This window comes from Enterobacter chuandaensis (assembly GCF_003594915.1).
GTDB lineage: Bacteria > Pseudomonadota > Gammaproteobacteria > Enterobacterales > Enterobacteriaceae > Enterobacter > Enterobacter chuandaensis.
In genome coordinates this window covers 267,749-284,870 of sequence record NZ_QZCS01000002.1, presented here as the reverse complement: position 1 = coordinate 284,870, position 17,122 = coordinate 267,749, and the positions used below count along the sequence as shown (strand labels likewise).

Annotated in this window: 16 protein-coding genes, 1 tRNA gene and 1 pseudogene; 8 read left to right on the top strand and 10 right to left on the bottom strand. The window is 55.5% G+C overall.

Features of this window, described 5'->3' with window-relative positions; all coding sequences use genetic code 11:
• Positions 1 to 109: 109 nt before the first annotated feature.
• Positions 110 to 832, bottom strand: coding sequence for a UDP-2,3-diacylglucosamine diphosphatase (lpxH, locus tag D5066_RS04540; protein WP_119915195.1), 723 nt, complete (start codon positions 830 to 832; stop codon positions 110 to 112).
• A gap of 3 nt (positions 833 to 835) precedes the next feature.
• The gene (gene ppiB / locus D5066_RS04535; protein ID WP_000256009.1) at positions 836 to 1,330 is read right to left on the bottom strand and encodes a peptidylprolyl isomerase B; all 495 of its coding nucleotides are present in this window, start codon (positions 1,328 to 1,330) and stop codon (positions 836 to 838) included.
• Positions 1,331 to 1,505: 175 nt separating this feature from the next.
• Here ppiB and cysS point away from each other — a divergent pair, with 175 nt between their 5' ends.
• Positions 1,506 to 2,891: a cysteine--tRNA ligase gene (cysS, locus tag D5066_RS04530; protein ID WP_119915194.1), complete on the top strand. Its 1,386-nt coding sequence runs from the start codon at positions 1,506 to 1,508 to the stop codon at positions 2,889 to 2,891.
• 87 nt (positions 2,892 to 2,978) lie between these two features.
• Here cysS and D5066_RS04525 read toward each other — a convergent pair whose 3' ends face one another.
• The 5 genes from D5066_RS04525 to folD all read right to left on the bottom strand — a co-directional run bounded on the left by D5066_RS04525 (position 2,979) and on the right by folD (position 7,485).
• On the bottom strand, positions 2,979 to 3,500 hold the full coding sequence (locus D5066_RS04525) for a metal-dependent hydrolase (protein ID WP_080328013.1): 522 nt from the start codon (positions 3,498 to 3,500) through the stop codon (positions 2,979 to 2,981).
• A gap of 73 nt (positions 3,501 to 3,573) precedes the next feature.
• A complete protein-coding gene (gene malI / locus D5066_RS04520) occupies positions 3,574 to 4,590 on the bottom strand; it encodes a Mal regulon transcriptional regulator MalI (RefSeq protein WP_119915193.1) in 1,017 nt (338 codons plus the stop codon).
• 83 nt (positions 4,591 to 4,673) lie between these two features.
• Positions 4,674 to 6,173, bottom strand: coding sequence for a PTS transporter subunit EIIC (locus tag D5066_RS04515; protein ID WP_039273257.1), 1,500 nt, complete (start codon positions 6,171 to 6,173; stop codon positions 4,674 to 4,676).
• A gap of 231 nt (positions 6,174 to 6,404) precedes the next feature.
• A complete protein-coding gene (ybcJ, locus tag D5066_RS04510) occupies positions 6,405 to 6,617 on the bottom strand; it encodes a ribosome-associated protein YbcJ (protein ID WP_045356450.1) in 213 nt (70 codons plus the stop codon).
• A 1-nt stretch (position 6,618) separates the two neighbouring features.
• Positions 6,619 to 7,485 carry a bifunctional methylenetetrahydrofolate dehydrogenase/methenyltetrahydrofolate cyclohydrolase FolD gene (folD, locus tag D5066_RS04505; RefSeq protein WP_119915192.1) on the bottom strand — a complete coding sequence of 289 codons (867 nt, stop codon included), beginning with the start codon at positions 7,483 to 7,485 and terminating at the stop codon, positions 6,619 to 6,621.
• A 310-nt stretch (positions 7,486 to 7,795) separates the two neighbouring features.
• Between folD and fimA the strand changes: the two genes are divergently transcribed.
• The 6 genes from fimA (at position 7,796) to sfmF (ending at position 13,807) form a co-directional block, all read left to right on the top strand.
• Positions 7,796 to 8,359: a type 1 fimbrial major subunit FimA gene (gene fimA / locus D5066_RS04500; protein WP_080328009.1), complete on the top strand. Its 564-nt coding sequence runs from the start codon at positions 7,796 to 7,798 to the stop codon at positions 8,357 to 8,359.
• Positions 8,360 to 8,427: 68 nt separating this feature from the next.
• Positions 8,428 to 8,973, top strand: coding sequence for a type 1 fimbrial protein subunit FimI (fimI, locus tag D5066_RS04495; RefSeq protein WP_119915191.1), 546 nt, complete (start codon positions 8,428 to 8,430; stop codon positions 8,971 to 8,973).
• A gap of 34 nt (positions 8,974 to 9,007) precedes the next feature.
• Positions 9,008 to 9,700 carry a type 1 fimbria chaperone FimC gene (gene fimC, locus D5066_RS04490; RefSeq protein ID WP_119915190.1) on the top strand — a complete coding sequence of 231 codons (693 nt, stop codon included), beginning with the start codon at positions 9,008 to 9,010 and terminating at the stop codon, positions 9,698 to 9,700.
• Positions 9,701 to 9,714: 14 nt separating this feature from the next.
• On the top strand, positions 9,715 to 12,276 hold the full coding sequence (locus D5066_RS04485; protein WP_119915189.1) for a fimbrial biogenesis usher protein: 2,562 nt from the start codon (positions 9,715 to 9,717) through the stop codon (positions 12,274 to 12,276).
• Complete coding sequence (gene fimH, locus D5066_RS04480; RefSeq protein WP_119915188.1) at positions 12,269 to 13,276, top strand: type 1 fimbria D-mannose specific adhesin FimH; 1,008 nt, start codon at positions 12,269 to 12,271, stop codon at positions 13,274 to 13,276. Before D5066_RS04485 ends, fimH begins: the two co-directional genes overlap by 8 nt.
• Before the next feature lie 9 nt (positions 13,277 to 13,285).
• The gene (gene sfmF / locus D5066_RS04475) at positions 13,286 to 13,807 is read left to right on the top strand and encodes a fimbria assembly protein (RefSeq protein ID WP_119915187.1); all 522 of its coding nucleotides are present in this window, start codon (positions 13,286 to 13,288) and stop codon (positions 13,805 to 13,807) included.
• A 51-nt stretch (positions 13,808 to 13,858) separates the two neighbouring features.
• Here the strand turns inward: sfmF and fimZ are convergent, their stop codons facing one another.
• The 3 genes and pseudogenes from fimZ to D5066_RS04455 all read right to left on the bottom strand — a co-directional run bounded on the left by fimZ (position 13,859) and on the right by D5066_RS04455 (position 16,744).
• Positions 13,859 to 14,491 carry a fimbria biosynthesis transcriptional regulator FimZ gene (gene fimZ / locus D5066_RS04470; RefSeq protein WP_045328457.1) on the bottom strand — a complete coding sequence of 211 codons (633 nt, stop codon included), beginning with the start codon at positions 14,489 to 14,491 and terminating at the stop codon, positions 13,859 to 13,861.
• 812 nt (positions 14,492 to 15,303) lie between these two features.
• Positions 15,304 to 16,021, bottom strand: a pseudogene (locus tag D5066_RS04460) (helix-turn-helix transcriptional regulator).
• A gap of 24 nt (positions 16,022 to 16,045) precedes the next feature.
• On the bottom strand, positions 16,046 to 16,744 hold the full coding sequence (locus tag D5066_RS04455) for an EAL domain-containing protein (protein ID WP_119915186.1): 699 nt from the start codon (positions 16,742 to 16,744) through the stop codon (positions 16,046 to 16,048).
• Positions 16,745 to 17,022: 278 nt separating this feature from the next.
• Here D5066_RS04455 and D5066_RS04450 point away from each other — a divergent pair.
• Positions 17,023 to 17,099: transfer RNA gene (locus D5066_RS04450), tRNA-Arg, on the top strand.
• The last annotated feature ends 23 nt before the right edge of the window (positions 17,100 to 17,122 follow it).

Genomic DNA, 17,122 nt, shown 5'->3' with positions numbered 1-17,122 from the left:
ACTCCTGTGGTGCGAAACACACTGCTTTCGAGGGCACAGAGAATAGCATGTTATACGGGCAAGGAAAACGGTTGCGTGGCTGAGAAACAGGCGAAACGACGAGAAAAGGTTAAAACGGAAAAGCGATCAGTTCGACACCTTCGGGGGTGACTTTGACCATCGAACCCTCAGTGTGCCACGCGCCCAATACCACGCGATGGGCCTGTTCACCGTTGGCGATAAGGGAATGCACATCAGGACGATGGGTATGACCGTGGATCAACCACTGGACGCCATGCTTCTCCATCACGCTCACCACGGCCTGCGGGTTTACGTCCATGATGGTCATGGATTTGCTGCTGTTAGCAGCCTTGCTGCCCGCACGCATTCTGGCGGCGATGCGGTTGCGGATAAACAGCGGCAGGGTAAGGAATACCTTTTGGATCCACGGCGTGTGAACTTTGGCGCGAAATGCCTGGTAGCCGGTATCGTCGGTGCAGAGCGTGTCGCCGTGCATGATCAGCACCTTGCGACCATAGAGATCGAGCACCTGCTCTTCCGACAGCAGCGTCATGCCGCTCTCGCGGGCGTAGCGCTTGCCGAGCAGGAAATCACGGTTACCGTGAATGAAGTAGCAGGGGACGCCGGAATCCACCAGCGTTTTAATGGCGGCAGCCATTTCACGGTGCAGCGGGTTAGGATCGTCGTCGCCAATCCAGGCTTCGAACAGATCGCCCAGGATGTACAGCGCGTCGGCGCTTTTCGCTTCACCGCGTAAAAAACGCAGAAAACCGGCGGTTATCGCCGGTTCTTCTGTTTGCAGATGCAGATCCGCAATAAAGAGTGTCGCCACGAATTACTCGCTGACGGTCACGCTTGTAATCACAACGTCTTCTTTAGGAACGTCCTGGTGCATACCGCTGCGGCCAGTAGAGACGGCTTTGATCTTATCGACCACGTCCATACCTTCAACCACTTCTGCGAACACGCAGTAGCCCCAACCCTGCAGGCTTTCGCCGGAGAAGTTCAGGAAGTCGTTGTCAGCCACGTTGATGAAGAACTGCGCGGTTGCAGAGTGAGGCGCCTGAGTACGGGCCATTGCCAGCGTACCGCGGGTGTTTTTCAGGCCGTTGTTCGCTTCGTTTTTGATCGCTTCTTTGGTCTCTTTCTGGCGCATGCCAGGCTCGAAACCGCCGCCCTGGATCATAAAGCCGTTGATCACGCGGTGGAAAATAGTGTTGTTGTAGAAACCTTCGCGGCAGTAGTCCAGGAAGTTTTTAACTGTTTCAGGCGCTTTGTCATCAAAGGTCTTGATTACGATATCGCCATGATTAGTGTGGAAAGTAACCATTTTTGCATCCTGTTCCGTTATTGTGGTACGTCGACCCGCCTTCGGGTCATATATAGGGGCTTGTTATAGCATAACCACAGGACGCGATCACCTTGCATTGTGTGCTGATCCTATTCCGAATTATGGGTATTATAGGGAACAAACAACTCACACACGTGTTTACATGGAATCTTCGATGTTAAAAATCTTTAATACAATGACGCGCCAGAAAGAGGAATTTAAACCTATCCATGCCGGGGAAGTCGGCATGTACGTGTGTGGTATTACGGTTTACGATCACTGTCATATCGGCCATGGCCGTACCTTTGTCGCGTTCGACGTGGTCTCTCGCTACCTGCGCTTCCTGGGCTATAACCTGAAGTACGTGCGTAACATCACCGACATCGACGACAAAATCATCAAGCGCGCTAATGAAAACGGCGAAAGCTTTGTTGCGCTGGTGGATCGCATGATCGTTGAGATGCACAAAGATTTTGACGCCTTAAATATTCTGCGTCCGGACAGCGAGCCGCGCGCGACCCACCATATTCACGAAATCATCGAGATCACCGAAAAGCTGATCGAACGCGGACACGCTTACGTAGCGGAAAACGGCGACGTGATGTTCTCCGTGCCAACGGACCCAACCTACGGCGCGCTTTCCCGTCAGGATCTGGATCAGCTGCAGGCCGGTGCGCGCGTGGACGTGGTGGACGTGAAGCGTAACCCGATGGACTTCGTGCTGTGGAAAATGTCCAAAGAGGGCGAACCGAGCTGGCCATCCCCGTGGGGCGAAGGCCGTCCGGGCTGGCACATTGAATGTTCCGCGATGAACTGCAAGCAGCTGGGCAACCACTTTGACATTCATGGCGGCGGTTCGGATCTGATGTTCCCGCACCACGAAAACGAAATCGCGCAGTCCACCTGCGCCCACGGCGGCGAGTACGTGAACTACTGGATGCACTCCGGGATGGTAATGGTTGACCGCGAGAAGATGTCTAAATCGCTGGGCAACTTCTTCACCGTACGCGACGTGCTGAAGTACTACGACGCGGAAACCGTGCGCTACTTCCTGATGTCCGGCCACTATCGCAGCCAATTGAACTACAGCGAAGAGAACCTGAAGCAGGCGCGCTCGGCGCTGGAGCGTCTGTACACCGCCCTGCGCGGCACCGACCGGTCTGTTCCTGCGGCGGGCGGCGAAGCATTTGAAGCGCGCTTTGTTGAGGTGATGAACGACGACTTCAACACCCCGGAAGCCTACTCCGTGCTGTTCGACATGGCGCGCGAAGTGAACCGCCTGAAGTCAGAAGATATGGCGGCGGCGAATGCGCTGGCGTCTCATCTGCGCAAGCTCTCCTCCGTGCTCGGCCTGCTGGAGCAGGAGCCGGACGCGTTCCTGCAGAGCGGCGCGCAGGCGGACGACGGTGAAGTGGCGGAGATTGAAGCGTTGATCAAAGCGCGTCTGGAAGCGCGTCAGGCGAAAGACTGGGCGGCGGCCGATGCGGCGCGCAACCGTCTGACCGAGATGGGCATCATTCTGGAAGACGGTCCGCAGGGGACGACCTGGCGTCGTAAGTAAGTCCTCAACGCCCGGTGGCGCTTCGCTTACCGGGCCTACGAAAGCACGACCGTAGGCCGGGTAAGGCGTAGCCGCCACCCGGCTTTTTTACCTCCGTCGCCACCACAGCAACCCCATCAGCACCGCCCCCGGCAGCCACACCCACAGCAGTTCCGAGATAATCACCTGATGCCCGTACGGCGTGGTGTAGCGCGACAGCGCAAACGGCGCGACCTTAATCACCTGCCACGGTGCGAAAAAGCGTTCATCTGACCACGGCCACAGCCAGCCGACGCCTTTCCCGCCGGTGGTGATCGAATCCAGCAGGCTGTGCGACAGCAGTGACACGGTTAAAAAAAGCCAGCAGCGCGTCAGGCTGGCCCGGAACCAGCGTCGTCCAGTCAGCACGCACAGTATCGGCACCACAAAGGCAAACAGCAGGGAGTGGGTAAAGCCGCGGTGGCCGAAAATATTCCCGTAGGCAACGCCGAATTTGAACGCCAGGACGTCGGCGTCCGGCAGCATGGCGAGCACGATACCGGCAAACAGCAGGCGGGGAGGGATGGTTTTCGTTCCCAGACCTAAGCCCAGGCAAAGGGGAACAGCGGCGTGAGTGATAACGGTAGGCATCGCAATTATCCATGACAAATCATGGAAATATAGCAGCGAATCCGCTGCAGCAAACCTGTGTCAAATTCTGAATTTACGCCGACTCGCGCGCGATAAGCTGCCCGGAGAGGGTAATGCGCTGGGTTTGCAGAGCCGGCTCTTTCAGCTTGCGGATAATCAGCCCCGCCGCCTGTCGCCCGGTTTCGTCACTGGCCGATGAGACGTAGGTGAAGGACGGGGAGGTGAGGTTAACGTGGAGCATATCTTCAAAACCAATCAGCGCTACCTGCTGGGTCAGGAACACGTCTTTCCCCACGGTGCGGCCCACCTGGTGAATGCCGGAAATAGAGCCAATCATCGCATCCGGCGAATGGCAAAGCAGGGCGGTGATGGAGCTGTTTTTCTCCAGCAGCTGGCGCGTTGCCATCGCAGCGGCCTGCGTATCGTCGCTGCAGGCCGGTGAATAGTCATCGCGCCAGACCAGCCCGTTTTGCGTCATCGCGCTGCGAAAACCGAGCAGGCGCTGCTCGCGGATAAGACAGCCCTCGCGTCCGCCAATATAGGCGATGGCGCGGTGCCCGCGCTCGATAAGATAACGCGCGGCCAGGTTCGCCGCCTGGCGGTTGTCGCGCATCACCAGATTGCATTTTTCGTCGAGCAGAGACTGCGAGACCGCCACCAGCGGCAGCGGGCACTGGCGGATCTGCTCCGGTAACGCGGCGTTATGGGTGTCTGACGCGAGATAAATAACGCCCGCGACGCCCTGCTGCTTAAACGACAGCAGGGTTCGTTCCAGATGTTCGCCGTCGTTCAGCGGCTGGCCGAGAAAAACCATATAACCCTGTTTCTCCAGCTCCTGAACGATGCTCGCCATCACCTTGATGGAAAAGCTGTCGCTGAAGTCGCGCAGGATCAGGCCGATAAGATTGGAGGTGTTGGCGCGGAGGTTGGCAGCGGCGACGTTATGAACATAGCCCAGCGTCGTGATGGCGGCATTGACCTTCCCGATCGTCGCCTCTGAGATTTTCCCTTTCTGACGTAGCACCAGCGACACGGTAGAGACCGAGACGCCCGCGTGCTTTGCGACATCAATGATGCTGACTTTCTTCAAAACCGCTCCCTGAAATTTACCGATTATCAGCCGGATAAGACCCGTCTCCCAGCGTACAGGAGACGTGTCGTTCAGGCATCTTATTATTTGCCGATCATGGTGGACATGGTCTGGGCGATAAACTGTGCTCTGGCACCGAAAATCACCTGTATACCGTTGTCGCCGACGAAGACCACGCCGCGTGCGCCGAGCCCGTTCAGCCCATCTCTGTCCACCGCATCGCTCTTCGCCACTTCCAGACGCAGGCGGGTGATGCAGGAGCCGACGGAATCAATGTTCTGCGCGCCGCCCAGCAGGCCGATGATTTCAGTGGCAAGTTCGGAATCGGACTTGTCATTCGCACTGGCGGTCACTTCCGTACGGCCCGGCGTCTTCACGTCGAAGCGACGGATCACGAAGCGGAAGGTGAAGTAGTAAATCAGCGCCATTGGGATACCGATGATAATGGCGCTCAGGAAGTTGGTCTGATAGCCGTTAAACGACGGCAGGATCCCGAACGACAGGTAGTCGATAAAGCCCGCCGAGAACGACTTGGCGATGTGCGCATGCAGCAAGTACATGGTCATGTACGCCAGGCCCGCCATGATGGCGTTAAAGACGTACAGGATCGGCGCCACGAAGATAAAGGTAAACTCTACCGGCTCGGTGATGCCCGTCAGGAAGCAGGTGAGGGCTGCGGAGAAGAGAATACCGGCCGCGATTTTCTTATTCTTCGTGTGCGCTTCGTGGTACATCGCCAGGCACGCCGCAGGCAGTGCGAACAGCATCAGCGGGAACTCACCCTGCATGAACTTACCGGCGTTCTGGTAGGTATCGCTGCTGAAGGATTTCACCCCTTCTTCCAGCATCTTGAACCAGATAGTCTGGTCGCCGTGGATCACCTGTCCCGCCTGGGTGGTGTAATCCCCGAACGAATACCAGAAGGACGGATACCAGATATGGTGCAGGCCGAGCGGGATCAGCGCGCGCTCTACCAGACCGAAGATAAAGGTCGAAGCCGCCTGGTTGTCGCCGTTCACCACCACGGAAAGGGCGTCAATCCCGGACTGAATATGCTGCCAGACATACGGCAGCAGCAGGCCGAGCAGGAACGACAGAAACGCCGTTGCAATCGCCACAAAACGCTTGCCGGAGAAGAAGCCGAGGAACTCCGGCAACTGCATGGTGTGGAAGCGGTTGTAGCACCAGGCCGCGAGGATCCCGCAGATAAGCCCGCCAAAAACGCCCATCTGCAGCGTCGGGATGCCGACCACCATGGCGTATTTTCCGCCCTGAGAGGCCATTTCCGGCGTGATGCTCAGCACGGTGCTGATGGTGATGTTAGTGACAAACACCGAGACTGCCGCCGAGAGCGCGGCGATGCCGGACTCCGATGCCAGACCCACGGCGGAGCCAATGGCAAACAGCATCGGCAGGTTATCAAAGATAACCCCGCCCGCGTTCATCATCAGCGGCAGGTGGAATTTATCGCCGAAGGCCAGCAGCAGGCCCGCAGCGGGAAGCAGTGAAATTGGCAGCATTAAGGCGCGACCAATCATCGATAACTTAGACAGCGATTTAACAAACCCTGATATCAGACTCATGCTGATTTCCCCCGAGTAGCGCTTTTTAAACGCTGTTATTGTAAGTAGAACGTTTTAGTAGAACGTTCTACTTATCGTGAGGAAAGAGTGAAAAACGCGCAACTGAATTCTCACCTTTCAACAGATGAAATAGTGATTATTTGAAGTTGATCGATAATTAACCGCGATGGATGTGGGGGGATTTTTGATCCCCTCTCCCCCTTTGGGGAGAGGGTTAGGGTGAGGGGAGACTCAGGCCGTAACGGTCACGCTCTGACCTTCAAAGCTCACGGTTTGCCCCGCGACAATCTTGCAGCGCTTGCGGGTTTCCACCACGCCGTCGACTAAAACCCGCCCGTCGGCGATAACGATTTTCGCCTGCGCGCCGCTTTCGCTCCAGCCTTCGAGCTTGAGCAGATCGCACAGCTCAACGTGCGGGTGTTTGCCTAATGAAAATGTGGCCATCTTACGCTTCCTCTACGTCGTGGTACTCTTCGCATGCCTGCAAAGTATTCTGAATCAGGGTTGCTACGGTCATCGGGCCTACGCCGCCCGGTACGGGGGTGATATAAGACGCGCGCGCGGCGGCGTCTTCGTACACCACATCGCCGACCACTTTGTCGTTTTCCAGACGGTTAATCCCGACGTCCACGACAATCGCGCCCTCTTTGATCCACTCGCCCGGAATAAAGCCCGGCTTGCCCACTGCAACGATCAGCAGATCGGCGTTCTCGACGTGGTGGCGCAGGTTTTTGGTGAAGCGGTGGGTCACGGTGGTGGTGCAGCCGGCCAGCAGCAGCTCCATGCTCATCGGGCGGCCCACGATGTTGGACGCACCGATAACCACGGCGTTCAGACCGTAGGTGTCGATGTTATAGCGCTCCAGCAGCGTCACGATGCCACGCGGGGTGCAAGGACGCAGGCGCGGCGCGCGCTGGCACAGGCGGCCCACGTTGTACGGGTGGAAACCGTCAACGTCTTTGTCCGGTGCGATACGCTCCAGCACCTTCACGTTGTCGATGCCCGCAGGCAGCGGCAGCTGAACCAGAATGCCGTCGATTTCGTTATCGGCATTCAGGGTGTCAATAAGTTCCAGTAGTTCCGCTTCGGTGGTGGTTTCCGGCAAATCGTAAGAGCGGGAGACGAACCCCACCTCTTCACACGCTTTGCGTTTGCTGCCGACATAAATCTGCGATGCCGGGTTGCTGCCAACCAGCACAACGGCCAGCCCGGGGGCGCGTTTTCCGGCAGCTTTACGCGCCTTCACTTTTTCCGCGACCTCAGAGCGCACCTGCTGCGCAATCGTTTTACCGTCAATAATCTTTGCTGCCATCAGAGAGAAGATTCCGTCTGTAACGTTTGAAAGGGGGGATTGCCTGTATTTTGTCAGAAGCGAGCGCCGCTGTCAGTCACCCTTTACGAGTTTTCATTCGTGAGGCGAAAAAACCCTTCTTAAACGATGGTCAATTTCTTAGGCGGGATTAGGATGTGACCTGGCGAAATGGCAGCGTTTTGACATATTTAAAATTCATATCCTGAGCTACTTTGTCTCCTCCGAAATAAGCTTTCAATGAATCAATTGAACGTATTTCTTATTCCCGCTTTCACGCGGGAAGGGTTATTTACATTTTAAAGGAATAGACATGAAACTCAGCAACATTGCTTCTACTGTTATTGCTTCACTGGCCCTGGTCGCGGGTGCCGCTAATGCTGCCGATCCAGCTACGCCGGTTTCCGTAAATGGCGGTACCGTGCATTTTAAAGGTGAGCTGGTTAATGCTGCTTGTTCAGTAAATACCGATTCTTCTGAGCAGACGGTTAATCTCGGCCAGTATCGTACCGCGAAATTCACCAAAGTGGGCGACACCACTTCTAATATTCCATTCAACATTGAACTGAATGATTGCGACCCGCAGGTAGCCAAAACTGCAGCGGTTGCCTTCACCGGCCAGATCGACGCGACCGACAAAACCCTGCTGGCCGTGACGTCCGGTAACAACGACAACACCGCGAAAGGCGTGGGTATCGAGATCCTCGACAGCAAATCCAGCGTGCTGACCCCGGACGGCGCGACCTTCTCTGCGGCGCAGACGCTGATCGAAGGGACGAACACCCTGAAATTCACCGCGCGTTATAAATCAACGGCTGCGACCACCGCGCCAGGCCAGGCGAACGCTGACGCCACCTTCGTAATGAAATACGAATAATTCCCACGCACAGGGATGTTCAGGCCTCAGGGACGAGGCCCGTCATACGCTACTGCCAGGAACGAAGGATGACAAGGACTGGACTATTACTGCTGTTAACCCTCGCGATGGCTTATCCGGCATCGGCGCATACCGTGGTGATCGAAGGTGGCAAAGTGCATCTTCGTGGTGAGCTGGTGAACGGCGGCTGTGCCGTGGCGCCCGACAGCCAGAACATGCGCATCGACATGGGACAGTACCGAACCAATTCATTTTCCGGTGTGGGCAGCTTTTCAACGGTTAACGTGCCTTTTACCGTGCGGCTGCTGGACTGCAGCGTAGATGTCTCGCGCACCGTGGGGATCCAGTTTCAGGGCGTAACGCCCGCGGAAGATCCGCAGGTTTTTCTGGCGACATCGCGGCCAGGAGAAACGCCTGCCAGCAGCGGCGTGGGGCTGGCGCTTTTTGATGAGCAACAGCGCCAGATTATCCCGAATGCCACGGCCGTCAGCTGGTTGCCGGTGAATACCAGCGAGCTCGCGTTTCATTTCAGCGCCCGCTATCGGGCTATTTCCGAACACCTCGTGCCAGGCAATATTCAGTCGGATGTCTGGTTTACGTTGATTTATCCATAACACCTGCGAACACATTATTAAAGGTACGGTTTTGATGAAGACATTAATTAAACCAGGACTGATTTTATCGTTTATTTTAATGATGGTTTCCGCATGCGCGAATGCTTCCGGCGGTATTGCCTTGGGGGCCACGCGCGTTATTTACCCGGCGGATGCAAAGCAAACGTCGCTGGCGATCACCAACAGCAACAAACAAGAACGTTATTTAATTAACGCGTGGATCGAAAATGCCAGCGGGCAAAAAGAAAAAACCTTTGCCGTCACCCCGCCGCTGTTCGTCAGCGAGCCGAACAGTGAAAACACGCTGCGTATTATTTACGCCGGGCCCGCGCTGCCCGCCGATCGCGAATCGCTTTTTTACATGAACGTGAAGGCGATCCCGTCAGTGAACAAAGCGAAAACGGAAAACAATAACGTGCTGCAGCTGGCGATCCTCTCGCGCATCAAGCTGTTTGTGCGCCCGAACAACCTGGCGATGCAGCCGGAGGAGGCGTTATCTCAGCTGCGTTTTGAGCGCGTGGGCAACCATCTCAAAGTCAGCAACGCCTCTCCGTATTACATCACGCTGGTCAATCTGAAGCTGGGCGGGCAGACGGTAGATAACCTGATGATTGCGCCAAAGAACTCGGCGCAGCAGATCCTTCCGGCCGGTGCCAGCGGCACGCTCTCCTGGCAGAGCGTGAACGACTACGGTGCCATTACACCGGCGCGTAGCGTCAACCTGTGAGCAGAGTCAGGGCGATGAAAAACCACCAGGGGCGTTACTGCCCGGTTGCACTGGCGCTGATGGCAGCGCTCTGGCCACAGGCTGGCTGGAGCGAAAGCTATTTCAACCCGGCCTTTTTGTCCGACGACACCGCCAGCGTGGCGGATTTGTCGCGCTTTGAACAAGGACACCAGCAGGCACCTGGCGTTTATCGTGTGGATATCTGGCGTAACGATGAATTTATCGGCACCCAGGACGTGCGCTTTGAGCAGGCCGAGAACACGCCGCCGGTGGCGGGCGGTTTGTCACCGTGCATTACGCGCGCGATGCTCGATCGCTTTGGCGTCAACGTTGCGGCATTTCCCGAGCTGGCTAACGTACAGGGCGAAACGTGCGTGCCGTTGACCACGGCCATTCCCGGCAGCGAAACGGCATTCAACTTTGCCTCGCTGCGTCTGAACGTCAGCCTGCCGCAGGTGGCGATGCAGAACAGCGCCCGCGGCTATATTCCGCCGGAGCAGTGGGATGAAGGCATCCCCGCCGCGCTGGTGAACTACAGTTTTACGGGCAACCGGGGAAGCGAAGACGACAGCTATTATCTGAACCTCCAGAGCGGGCTGAACTACGGTGCCTGGCGTTTACGTAACAACGGCGCATGGCGCTACACGCAAAATAACGGGAAGCGGCGCAGCGAGTGGCAGAATATTGGCACCTGGGCGCAGCGCACCGTTATCCCGCTGAAAAGTGAGCTGGTGCTGGGCGACAGCAACACCGGGAACGACGTTTTCGACAGCGTCGGTTTTCGCGGCGGGCGGCTCTTCTCGTCCGACAGCATGTACCCGGACAGCCTGCAGGGCTACGCCCCGACCGTGCGCGGTATTGCCCGTACGCCTGCCAAAGTGGTGGTTCGCCAGAACGGCTACGTTATCTATCAAAGCTACGTCCAGCCCGGCGCGTTCGCCATCACCGATCTTAACCCGACCTCTTCCAGCGGTGACCTGGAGGTAACGGTCGAAGAGAAAGACGGCAGCCAGCAGCGCTACACCGTGCCGTACTCCACGGTGCCCCTCCTGCAGCGTGAAGGACGCTGGAAATATGACCTGGTGGCGGGGGATTACCGCAGCGGTAACAGCGATCAGGACACGCCGTTCTTCACTCAGGGCACCCTGATTACCGGTCTTGCCAACGGTTTTACGCTGTATGGCGGCACGCAGCTGGCATCACGTTATACCGCAGTGGCCGTCGGGGCCGGGAAAAACCTCGGTGACTGGGGGGCGGTCTCCGTCGATATCACCCACGCCCGCAGCCAGCTCGCGGACGACAGCAAACATGAAGGGCAGTCGCTGCGTTTTCTCTATGCAAAATCGCTGAACGGATTTGGCACCAACTTTCAACTGCTGGGCTACCGCTACTCCACAAAAGGCTTTTACACCCTCGATGACGTAGCCTGGCGCTCAATGGAAGGCTATCAGTACGCCGACAGCAAGGACGATAACGATGTTCCTGACGTGCAGAGCTATCACAACCTGACGTGGAATAAAAAAGGCCGCTTTCAGCTTAACGTTTCTCAGTCCCTCGGTGACTACGGCTCGGTCTATATCTCCGGTAGCGAGCAGACCTACTGGGGAACTGACGAGACGAACCTCTGGTATCAGCTGGGCTATGCGGGCGGCGTGAAGGGGATCAATTACTCCCTGTCATGGTCGTGGAACAAATCCGTTGGGATAGACGGTACCGACCGGATCGCGTCGTTTAACGTCTCCGTGCCGTTCAGCCTCTTTACCCGTCAGGGCTATCGCCGTGACAGTGCAATTGACCGCGCCTATGCCACCGCATCCGCCAGCCGAAACAGCGATGGCGACACAAGCTGGCAAACCGGCGTCAGCGGCACGCTGCTGGAGGACCGCAACCTGAACTACAGCGTGACCCAGGGACACGCCAGCACCAATGGCTCAAGCGGAAGCGCAAGCGCCAACTGGCAGGCGACCTACGGCACGCTGGGCGTGGGCTACAACTACTCACGCGATCAGCACGATCTCAACTGGCAGCTCTCCGGCGGGGTGGTCGGCCACGCCGACGGGGTTACCTTCAGCCAGCCGCTGGGCGACACCAACGTGCTGATCAAAGCGCCGGGGGCTTCGGGCGTCAGCGTGGAAAACCAGACCGGCGTGAAGACCGACTGGCGAGGCTACGCGGTGATGCCGTATGCCACCGTCTACCGCTATAACCGCGTGGCGCTGGATACCAACACCATGAGCAACAACACCGATATCGAAAATAACGTGAGCAGCGTGGTGCCGACCAAAGGCGCGCTGGTCCGCGCCAGCTTTGACACCCGCATTGGCGTGCGCGCCCTGCTGACGGTGACGCGTGGTAACCAGCCTGTACCGTTCGGCGCGGTGGTGCGTGAGACCAAAAGCGGCGTTACCAGCATGGTGGGGGATGACGGGCAAATTTACCTGAGTGGGCTGCCGCTGGAGGGCGAACTGCTGGTCCAGTGGGGCGACGGGGCGCAGTCCCAGTGCCGTGCGCCGTACAGCTTGCCTGAACAGAGCCTGCAACAGGCGATCACACTTAAGGGGATCCGCTGTGAGTAAAATCCATATCTTTGCTTTGTCGCTTCTGGCATTCCTGCCCGCGACACAGGCTTTCGCCACCGTGTGCGTCAACGAAAAGGGCGTACCGACGGAAGTGCATTACGACCTGACGGATAAATTCAACAGCTCGAATAACCAGGTCGGGCAGATTGTCACCCTCAGCGAAAAATCGCAGTGGGTGGGCGTGAATGCTGTCTGCCCGAAGGGCACCGTCGGGAATACCACCAAACGTAGCTATGTGACCGATTACCCGATCACCGGGACCAGCGATGGCTACCAGTATCTGAAGCTTAACGACTATCTGGACGGGGCCATGAAAATCACCGACAGCTATGCGGGGGTGTTCTATCCGCCAAAAAGCTATATCCAGATGGGGAGCCACCCAAATGTCTCCAAAAACAAACCGTTTGGCGTGCAGGACTCCAGCCTGGTCTTCCGCCTGAAAGTGACCCGGCGTTTTATCAATATGGTGGTGATCCCGCGTGCCACCATGTTCCGCGTTTACGTCACCACGACTTCATCCGATCCGTTAACCACGCCGGTCTATACCATCAGTTACAGCGGAACCATTCAGGTGCCGCAAAGCTGCGCCATTAATGCCGGTAACGTGGTGGAGTTTGATTTCGGCGACATTGGCGCCTCTTTGTTCAGCAAGGCGGGCGTGGGTAACAAGCCGGAGAGGGTCTCATCACAGAGCAAAACCATCGCGATTAAATGCACTAATGTGGAGGCAAACGCCATGCTGACGATGCGCGTCGAGGCGGAAAAAGTCTCTGATAATGTGCTGGTCTCGGATAACCCGGACGTGGGGTTCATCATTGCCAACGAGAGCGGGGCACCGCTCACGCCTAACAACCTGACGAGCAAAATCCCGTTCCGTCTCGACGATAGTGCGCAGGCGCAGGTGGGGATCCGGGTCTGGCCGGTGAGCGTGACGGGCAATAAGCCAGCGGAAGGGCGTTTCACCTCGCGCGGCTACCTGCGCGTGGATTACGACTAAGGAGCCGATATGCGAAACGGGATCCGTTTTATCACCGTGGCGCTCCTTGCGCTTTGCACTCAGGCTCGGGCGGAGACCGCATTGGGCGAAATTAACATTCGGCTCTACGGCAATATTGTTGATTTCACCTGCGTGGCAGAGGGCAGCGACAGCGACAAGACCGTCACGCTGGGCACCTGGCCCACGAAGCAGCTCAACACCACGGGGAGCCGCACGCAGCCTATGCCCTTCACGCTGAAGCTGACCGGCTGTCCGCCCGGTGCGGCATCGATTACGTTTTCAGGTAAAGCTGACGGGAGCAATAACGGCTTACTGGCGCTAAATGACGCCAGCACGGCAAGCCACGTCGCTGTGGAGATCAGGGATGCGGATAAAACGCGTCTGGCTCTGCAGCAGGCCAGCCAACCGGTCACGGTTGATGCGCAGGGGAATGCGGTACTGTCGTTCTATGCCAATTATATTGCCACTGCCGATAACCCTCAGCCCGGACGGGCCGATGCGGATGCCACTTTTATGATTAATTATAATTAGCACTGACCGCACTCCCTGCATCTCGGATAAACTGCAGGAAGTGAATTCAGGTTATAGCAGCTCGTGTGCTTTGGCGTAATCAATTAATTCAACAATGCTTTGTACGCCCAGCTTGGAGTAAATATTGGATTTGTGCGCGCTAATGGTCTTATTGCTTAACAGTAGCTGTTCAGCAATCTCTTTATTGGATAATCCATTCGCCAGATAACGTAATACCGTGACTTCGCGATTCGATAATGGCATATCCACTGCCATCCCTTTTCCTGAACCCAGGTGGTTTATAAAATTCAGCGTTTCCGACGGGAAAAAAGAATAGCCCATCAGGATCATCTCTACGGCATTGTAGATCTCACCCAAATCTTTTCGCTTACTGACAAAGCCGTTGGCTCCGGCGCGAATCGCACGCCCCGCGTAAAATAACTCTGATTTAGATGAGAGGAACAGAACCTTAATATCTTTGTTTAAGTTTCTGATTCTCTTGAGTAAAGAGAAGGCGTCTGTACCCGTGAGTTCGATGTCAAGGATCACCAAATCAATAGGATGATTGCGAATACAGTCAAGAACCTCATGGCTATCGCCAGACTTAAGCTTGACTGTGATATTTTTATTTTTCTGTAGCAGGACTTCTATCGACATTCTGACGATAGGATGTTCGTCCATAATGATAACGGATGCCGGTTTCATTTTTAATGCCTCAGATTGTTAAAAGCGTTATGCAGAGTTTTGTAAAACTCTCGAAATGCCGGAAGGATATAAAGTGCAGATCCCTATACCGTAGTATTTCCCTGGAAAGAGCGAAAGCATCCTTGTTTACGTAATGAAAAGAACGGTGCCTCAGCGCGGTCATCTCATTTGGCTGGTGTTGGCAAAAAGGTTTTTCTTATTCAGATTTGGTACGCATCTTATTATACAGAGTAAGTTTTTTCCGAAAACCCTGTAAATTATACGTCCCTTATTGGTTTGTATTATCTTCTGGATCTGAATGGCTACCTTTTTAAATTTAGCTGAAATATCCTGTTATCCCATTTACCGCATCTTTTCATCTTTATGTAATAACAAAAAATAACAGATGTCTCTTTATGTTGCTTAATTGTTAACAAAAGAGAGGGCTGTTTTGCAGCCCGAATCCGGGGCAACGAGGCGAAAAATTGCTCTCGCAGGTTGCCTTGCCTTCATCTGAAAGACCTCAGGCTGTAACCGTGCCGCGCCATACTCGTACAGGAGAAGATGCTATCTGCTTCGCTTTCCGCTCCAGGAGAGTGAAGTGAAGCTGCTTGTTTTTACATCATTATCATCTTGTTAACGCCTTCTGCATTCGCTTAACGGATGGAGGAAAGTGCTGCCGTTTATTCATTCTGTGACATTTCGCGTGGTACAAGCCTATAAATTAGGAATAGTTATAAATTCGATTTTATTGTTAAAACTTAACAAAATATTAACAACAAAGGTAAGTAAATTCCTAAAGCGCTTTAGGAAATAAGGGGTTAGGGCATCGATTAAAACGGGCAGTCTGAGAGGTTATTAAGAAGGTGTAACAATTCCTGGCGATGGCTCAGCCCAAGCTTCAGCAGAATGCAGCTGAGACGGTAGATAATGCGGCTATAGGGGCGATTGTGCAGAAGGGCAATCTGACGTAACGTCCTGCCGCGGGCAAGCTCTTGGAGGATGGGCCATTCGTTGCGGGAGAACCACTCTTTTTCGGAACCCAGCGGGGGGCGGGTGTCCATCAGACTGTGCTGAAGTCCTGCGGCGTTGATCTGGCGTTCGAGCACGTGGAAAGGACCTGCCGCCTTGCAAAAGAGGCGGGTGTCATAATTATCTGCCCGGACCAACAGCCACGGCGTCAGGAAAGGTGGATACAGGCTATGCCTTCTCAGCTGGTCCAGTTTCTCCAGAAGCCCGGTGGTACGGCTTTCAACATCCACCACCAGACGGGCCGAAGGCCATTGTGTCTGGGCGCTCAGCGCATCCTCCAGCGTCGCGTAGTCGCAACAGCTGCTCAGGGGAAACTGCCCGTTGAGAAAGCCGGTGCGCAGGTAATGATCCTCCGTCACCAGAATGATAAACGGGGCGTCAGTTTTGCGAGGCTGGCTGATGGACTGGCTCAAAAATTCGAGTCGGTCGAAAAAGGGGGGGAGCAAAAGGCGAGTGCGTAAATCCCAGTGCATCACTTCCTGTACGCCGCCGCCGGTAACGGCGCACTGTCATTCGCATGGTCTCCCTCCTGGAAATGGCGTTTTAATCCTCCGGCCATGTCCAGGACGGCCAGTAATACCCCTGGCCGAGATCTGCGCCTGCCTGCAGCGCCAGGGTACGATCGCGTTCAGTCTCAATACCTTCGATGAGCACCTTCCCGGCCAGCTGAAAGCAATGTGAAACCAGTTGCCTCAGCGCGGGCGTGGCACGCAAACGCCAGAAAGCGTTCTTATCAATTTTGATGCCGCTTAACGGTAATCGACAGGATAAAAACGGCTGCACGACGATTTCGTCAATGTCATCCAGCCAAATACGGTGCCCCTGTTCTTTAAGTTGCAGCAGGTTCTGAATAACGCTCTGCTTTTGTGCGGCAGGGAACGTCAGAAAAACAAGGGAGTCGACCAGTTCGATATTCAGCGGCCCGGTTTTCAGAGCGATAAGCCGCTGAAAAGACGCGGGCTCTGTCAGGACGGTTATCGGCAGATTAATAAAAAGGTTATTACCGTGCGGGGTATTTTTTAATGCCGCAAGCTGTGCGTCGAGCAGCGTCATTGACCAGCCTGCGGACTGGTGGCGGAAAAAATCTTCGCTGCACTGGGTTGCGGACAGGATGCTAAGCACCTCCACGCCCGCCTGACGCTGTGAGGAGAGGGCGACGATAGGCTCGAGTTTGATGCCGACGATGTCCTGCGAAAAATAGTCTAACCAGGAAGGCGTATCGATCAGGTTTTGCGCTGTCACTCCATTGTCCTGTTAACTGTCAGCCTTCACGCGGCCGGGAAACCTCACGCTAGTGTGACGGGCCGACGCTCAGGAAAACAGCAGGCGTTACTTAAATGCAACTAAGCCTTTTCGCAGCGCTGAATTTTACGATGAAACGGCGAGAAATGCTGAGAAAATAGCCGTATTTACAATCGGCTAGCGGTAATTGACCCTGAAAACGGAAAAGGCGTTGACTCACCTGTCATTGACCGTATAATTCTTCGCGTTTCACCACCGCGAAGTACACTCTTCTCAGTGCGCCCTTAGCTCAGTTGGATAGAGCAACGGCCTTCTAAGCCGTAGGTCGTAGGTTCGAATCCTACAGGGCGTGCCATTTAGCCTTTCCCTTTTCTGAAA

Bases quoted from the DNA above. Each gene is read 5' to 3' on its own strand.
- ppiB (WP_000256009.1), bottom strand. From the start codon at position 1,330: ATGGTTACTTTCCACACTAATCATGGCGATATCGTAATCAAGACCTTT.
- cysS (WP_119915194.1), top strand. From the start codon at position 1,506: ATGTTAAAAATCTTTAATACAATGACGCGCCAGAAAGAGGAATTTAAA.
- D5066_RS04525 (WP_080328013.1), bottom strand. From the start codon at position 3,500: ATGCCTACCGTTATCACTCACGCCGCTGTTCCCCTTTGCCTGGGCTTA.
- D5066_RS04515 (WP_039273257.1), bottom strand. From the start codon at position 6,173: ATGAGTCTGATATCAGGGTTTGTTAAATCGCTGTCTAAGTTATCGATG.
- ybcJ (WP_045356450.1), bottom strand. From the start codon at position 6,617: ATGGCCACATTTTCATTAGGCAAACACCCGCACGTTGAGCTGTGCGAT.
- folD (WP_119915192.1), bottom strand. From the start codon at position 7,485: ATGGCAGCAAAGATTATTGACGGTAAAACGATTGCGCAGCAGGTGCGC.
- fimA (WP_080328009.1), top strand. From the start codon at position 7,796: ATGAAACTCAGCAACATTGCTTCTACTGTTATTGCTTCACTGGCCCTG.
- fimI (WP_119915191.1), top strand. From the start codon at position 8,428: ATGACAAGGACTGGACTATTACTGCTGTTAACCCTCGCGATGGCTTAT.
- fimC (WP_119915190.1), top strand. From the start codon at position 9,008: ATGAAGACATTAATTAAACCAGGACTGATTTTATCGTTTATTTTAATG.
- D5066_RS04485 (WP_119915189.1), top strand. From the start codon at position 9,715: ATGAAAAACCACCAGGGGCGTTACTGCCCGGTTGCACTGGCGCTGATG.
- sfmF (WP_119915187.1), top strand. From the start codon at position 13,286: ATGCGAAACGGGATCCGTTTTATCACCGTGGCGCTCCTTGCGCTTTGC.
- fimZ (WP_045328457.1), bottom strand. From the start codon at position 14,491: ATGAAACCGGCATCCGTTATCATTATGGACGAACATCCTATCGTCAGA.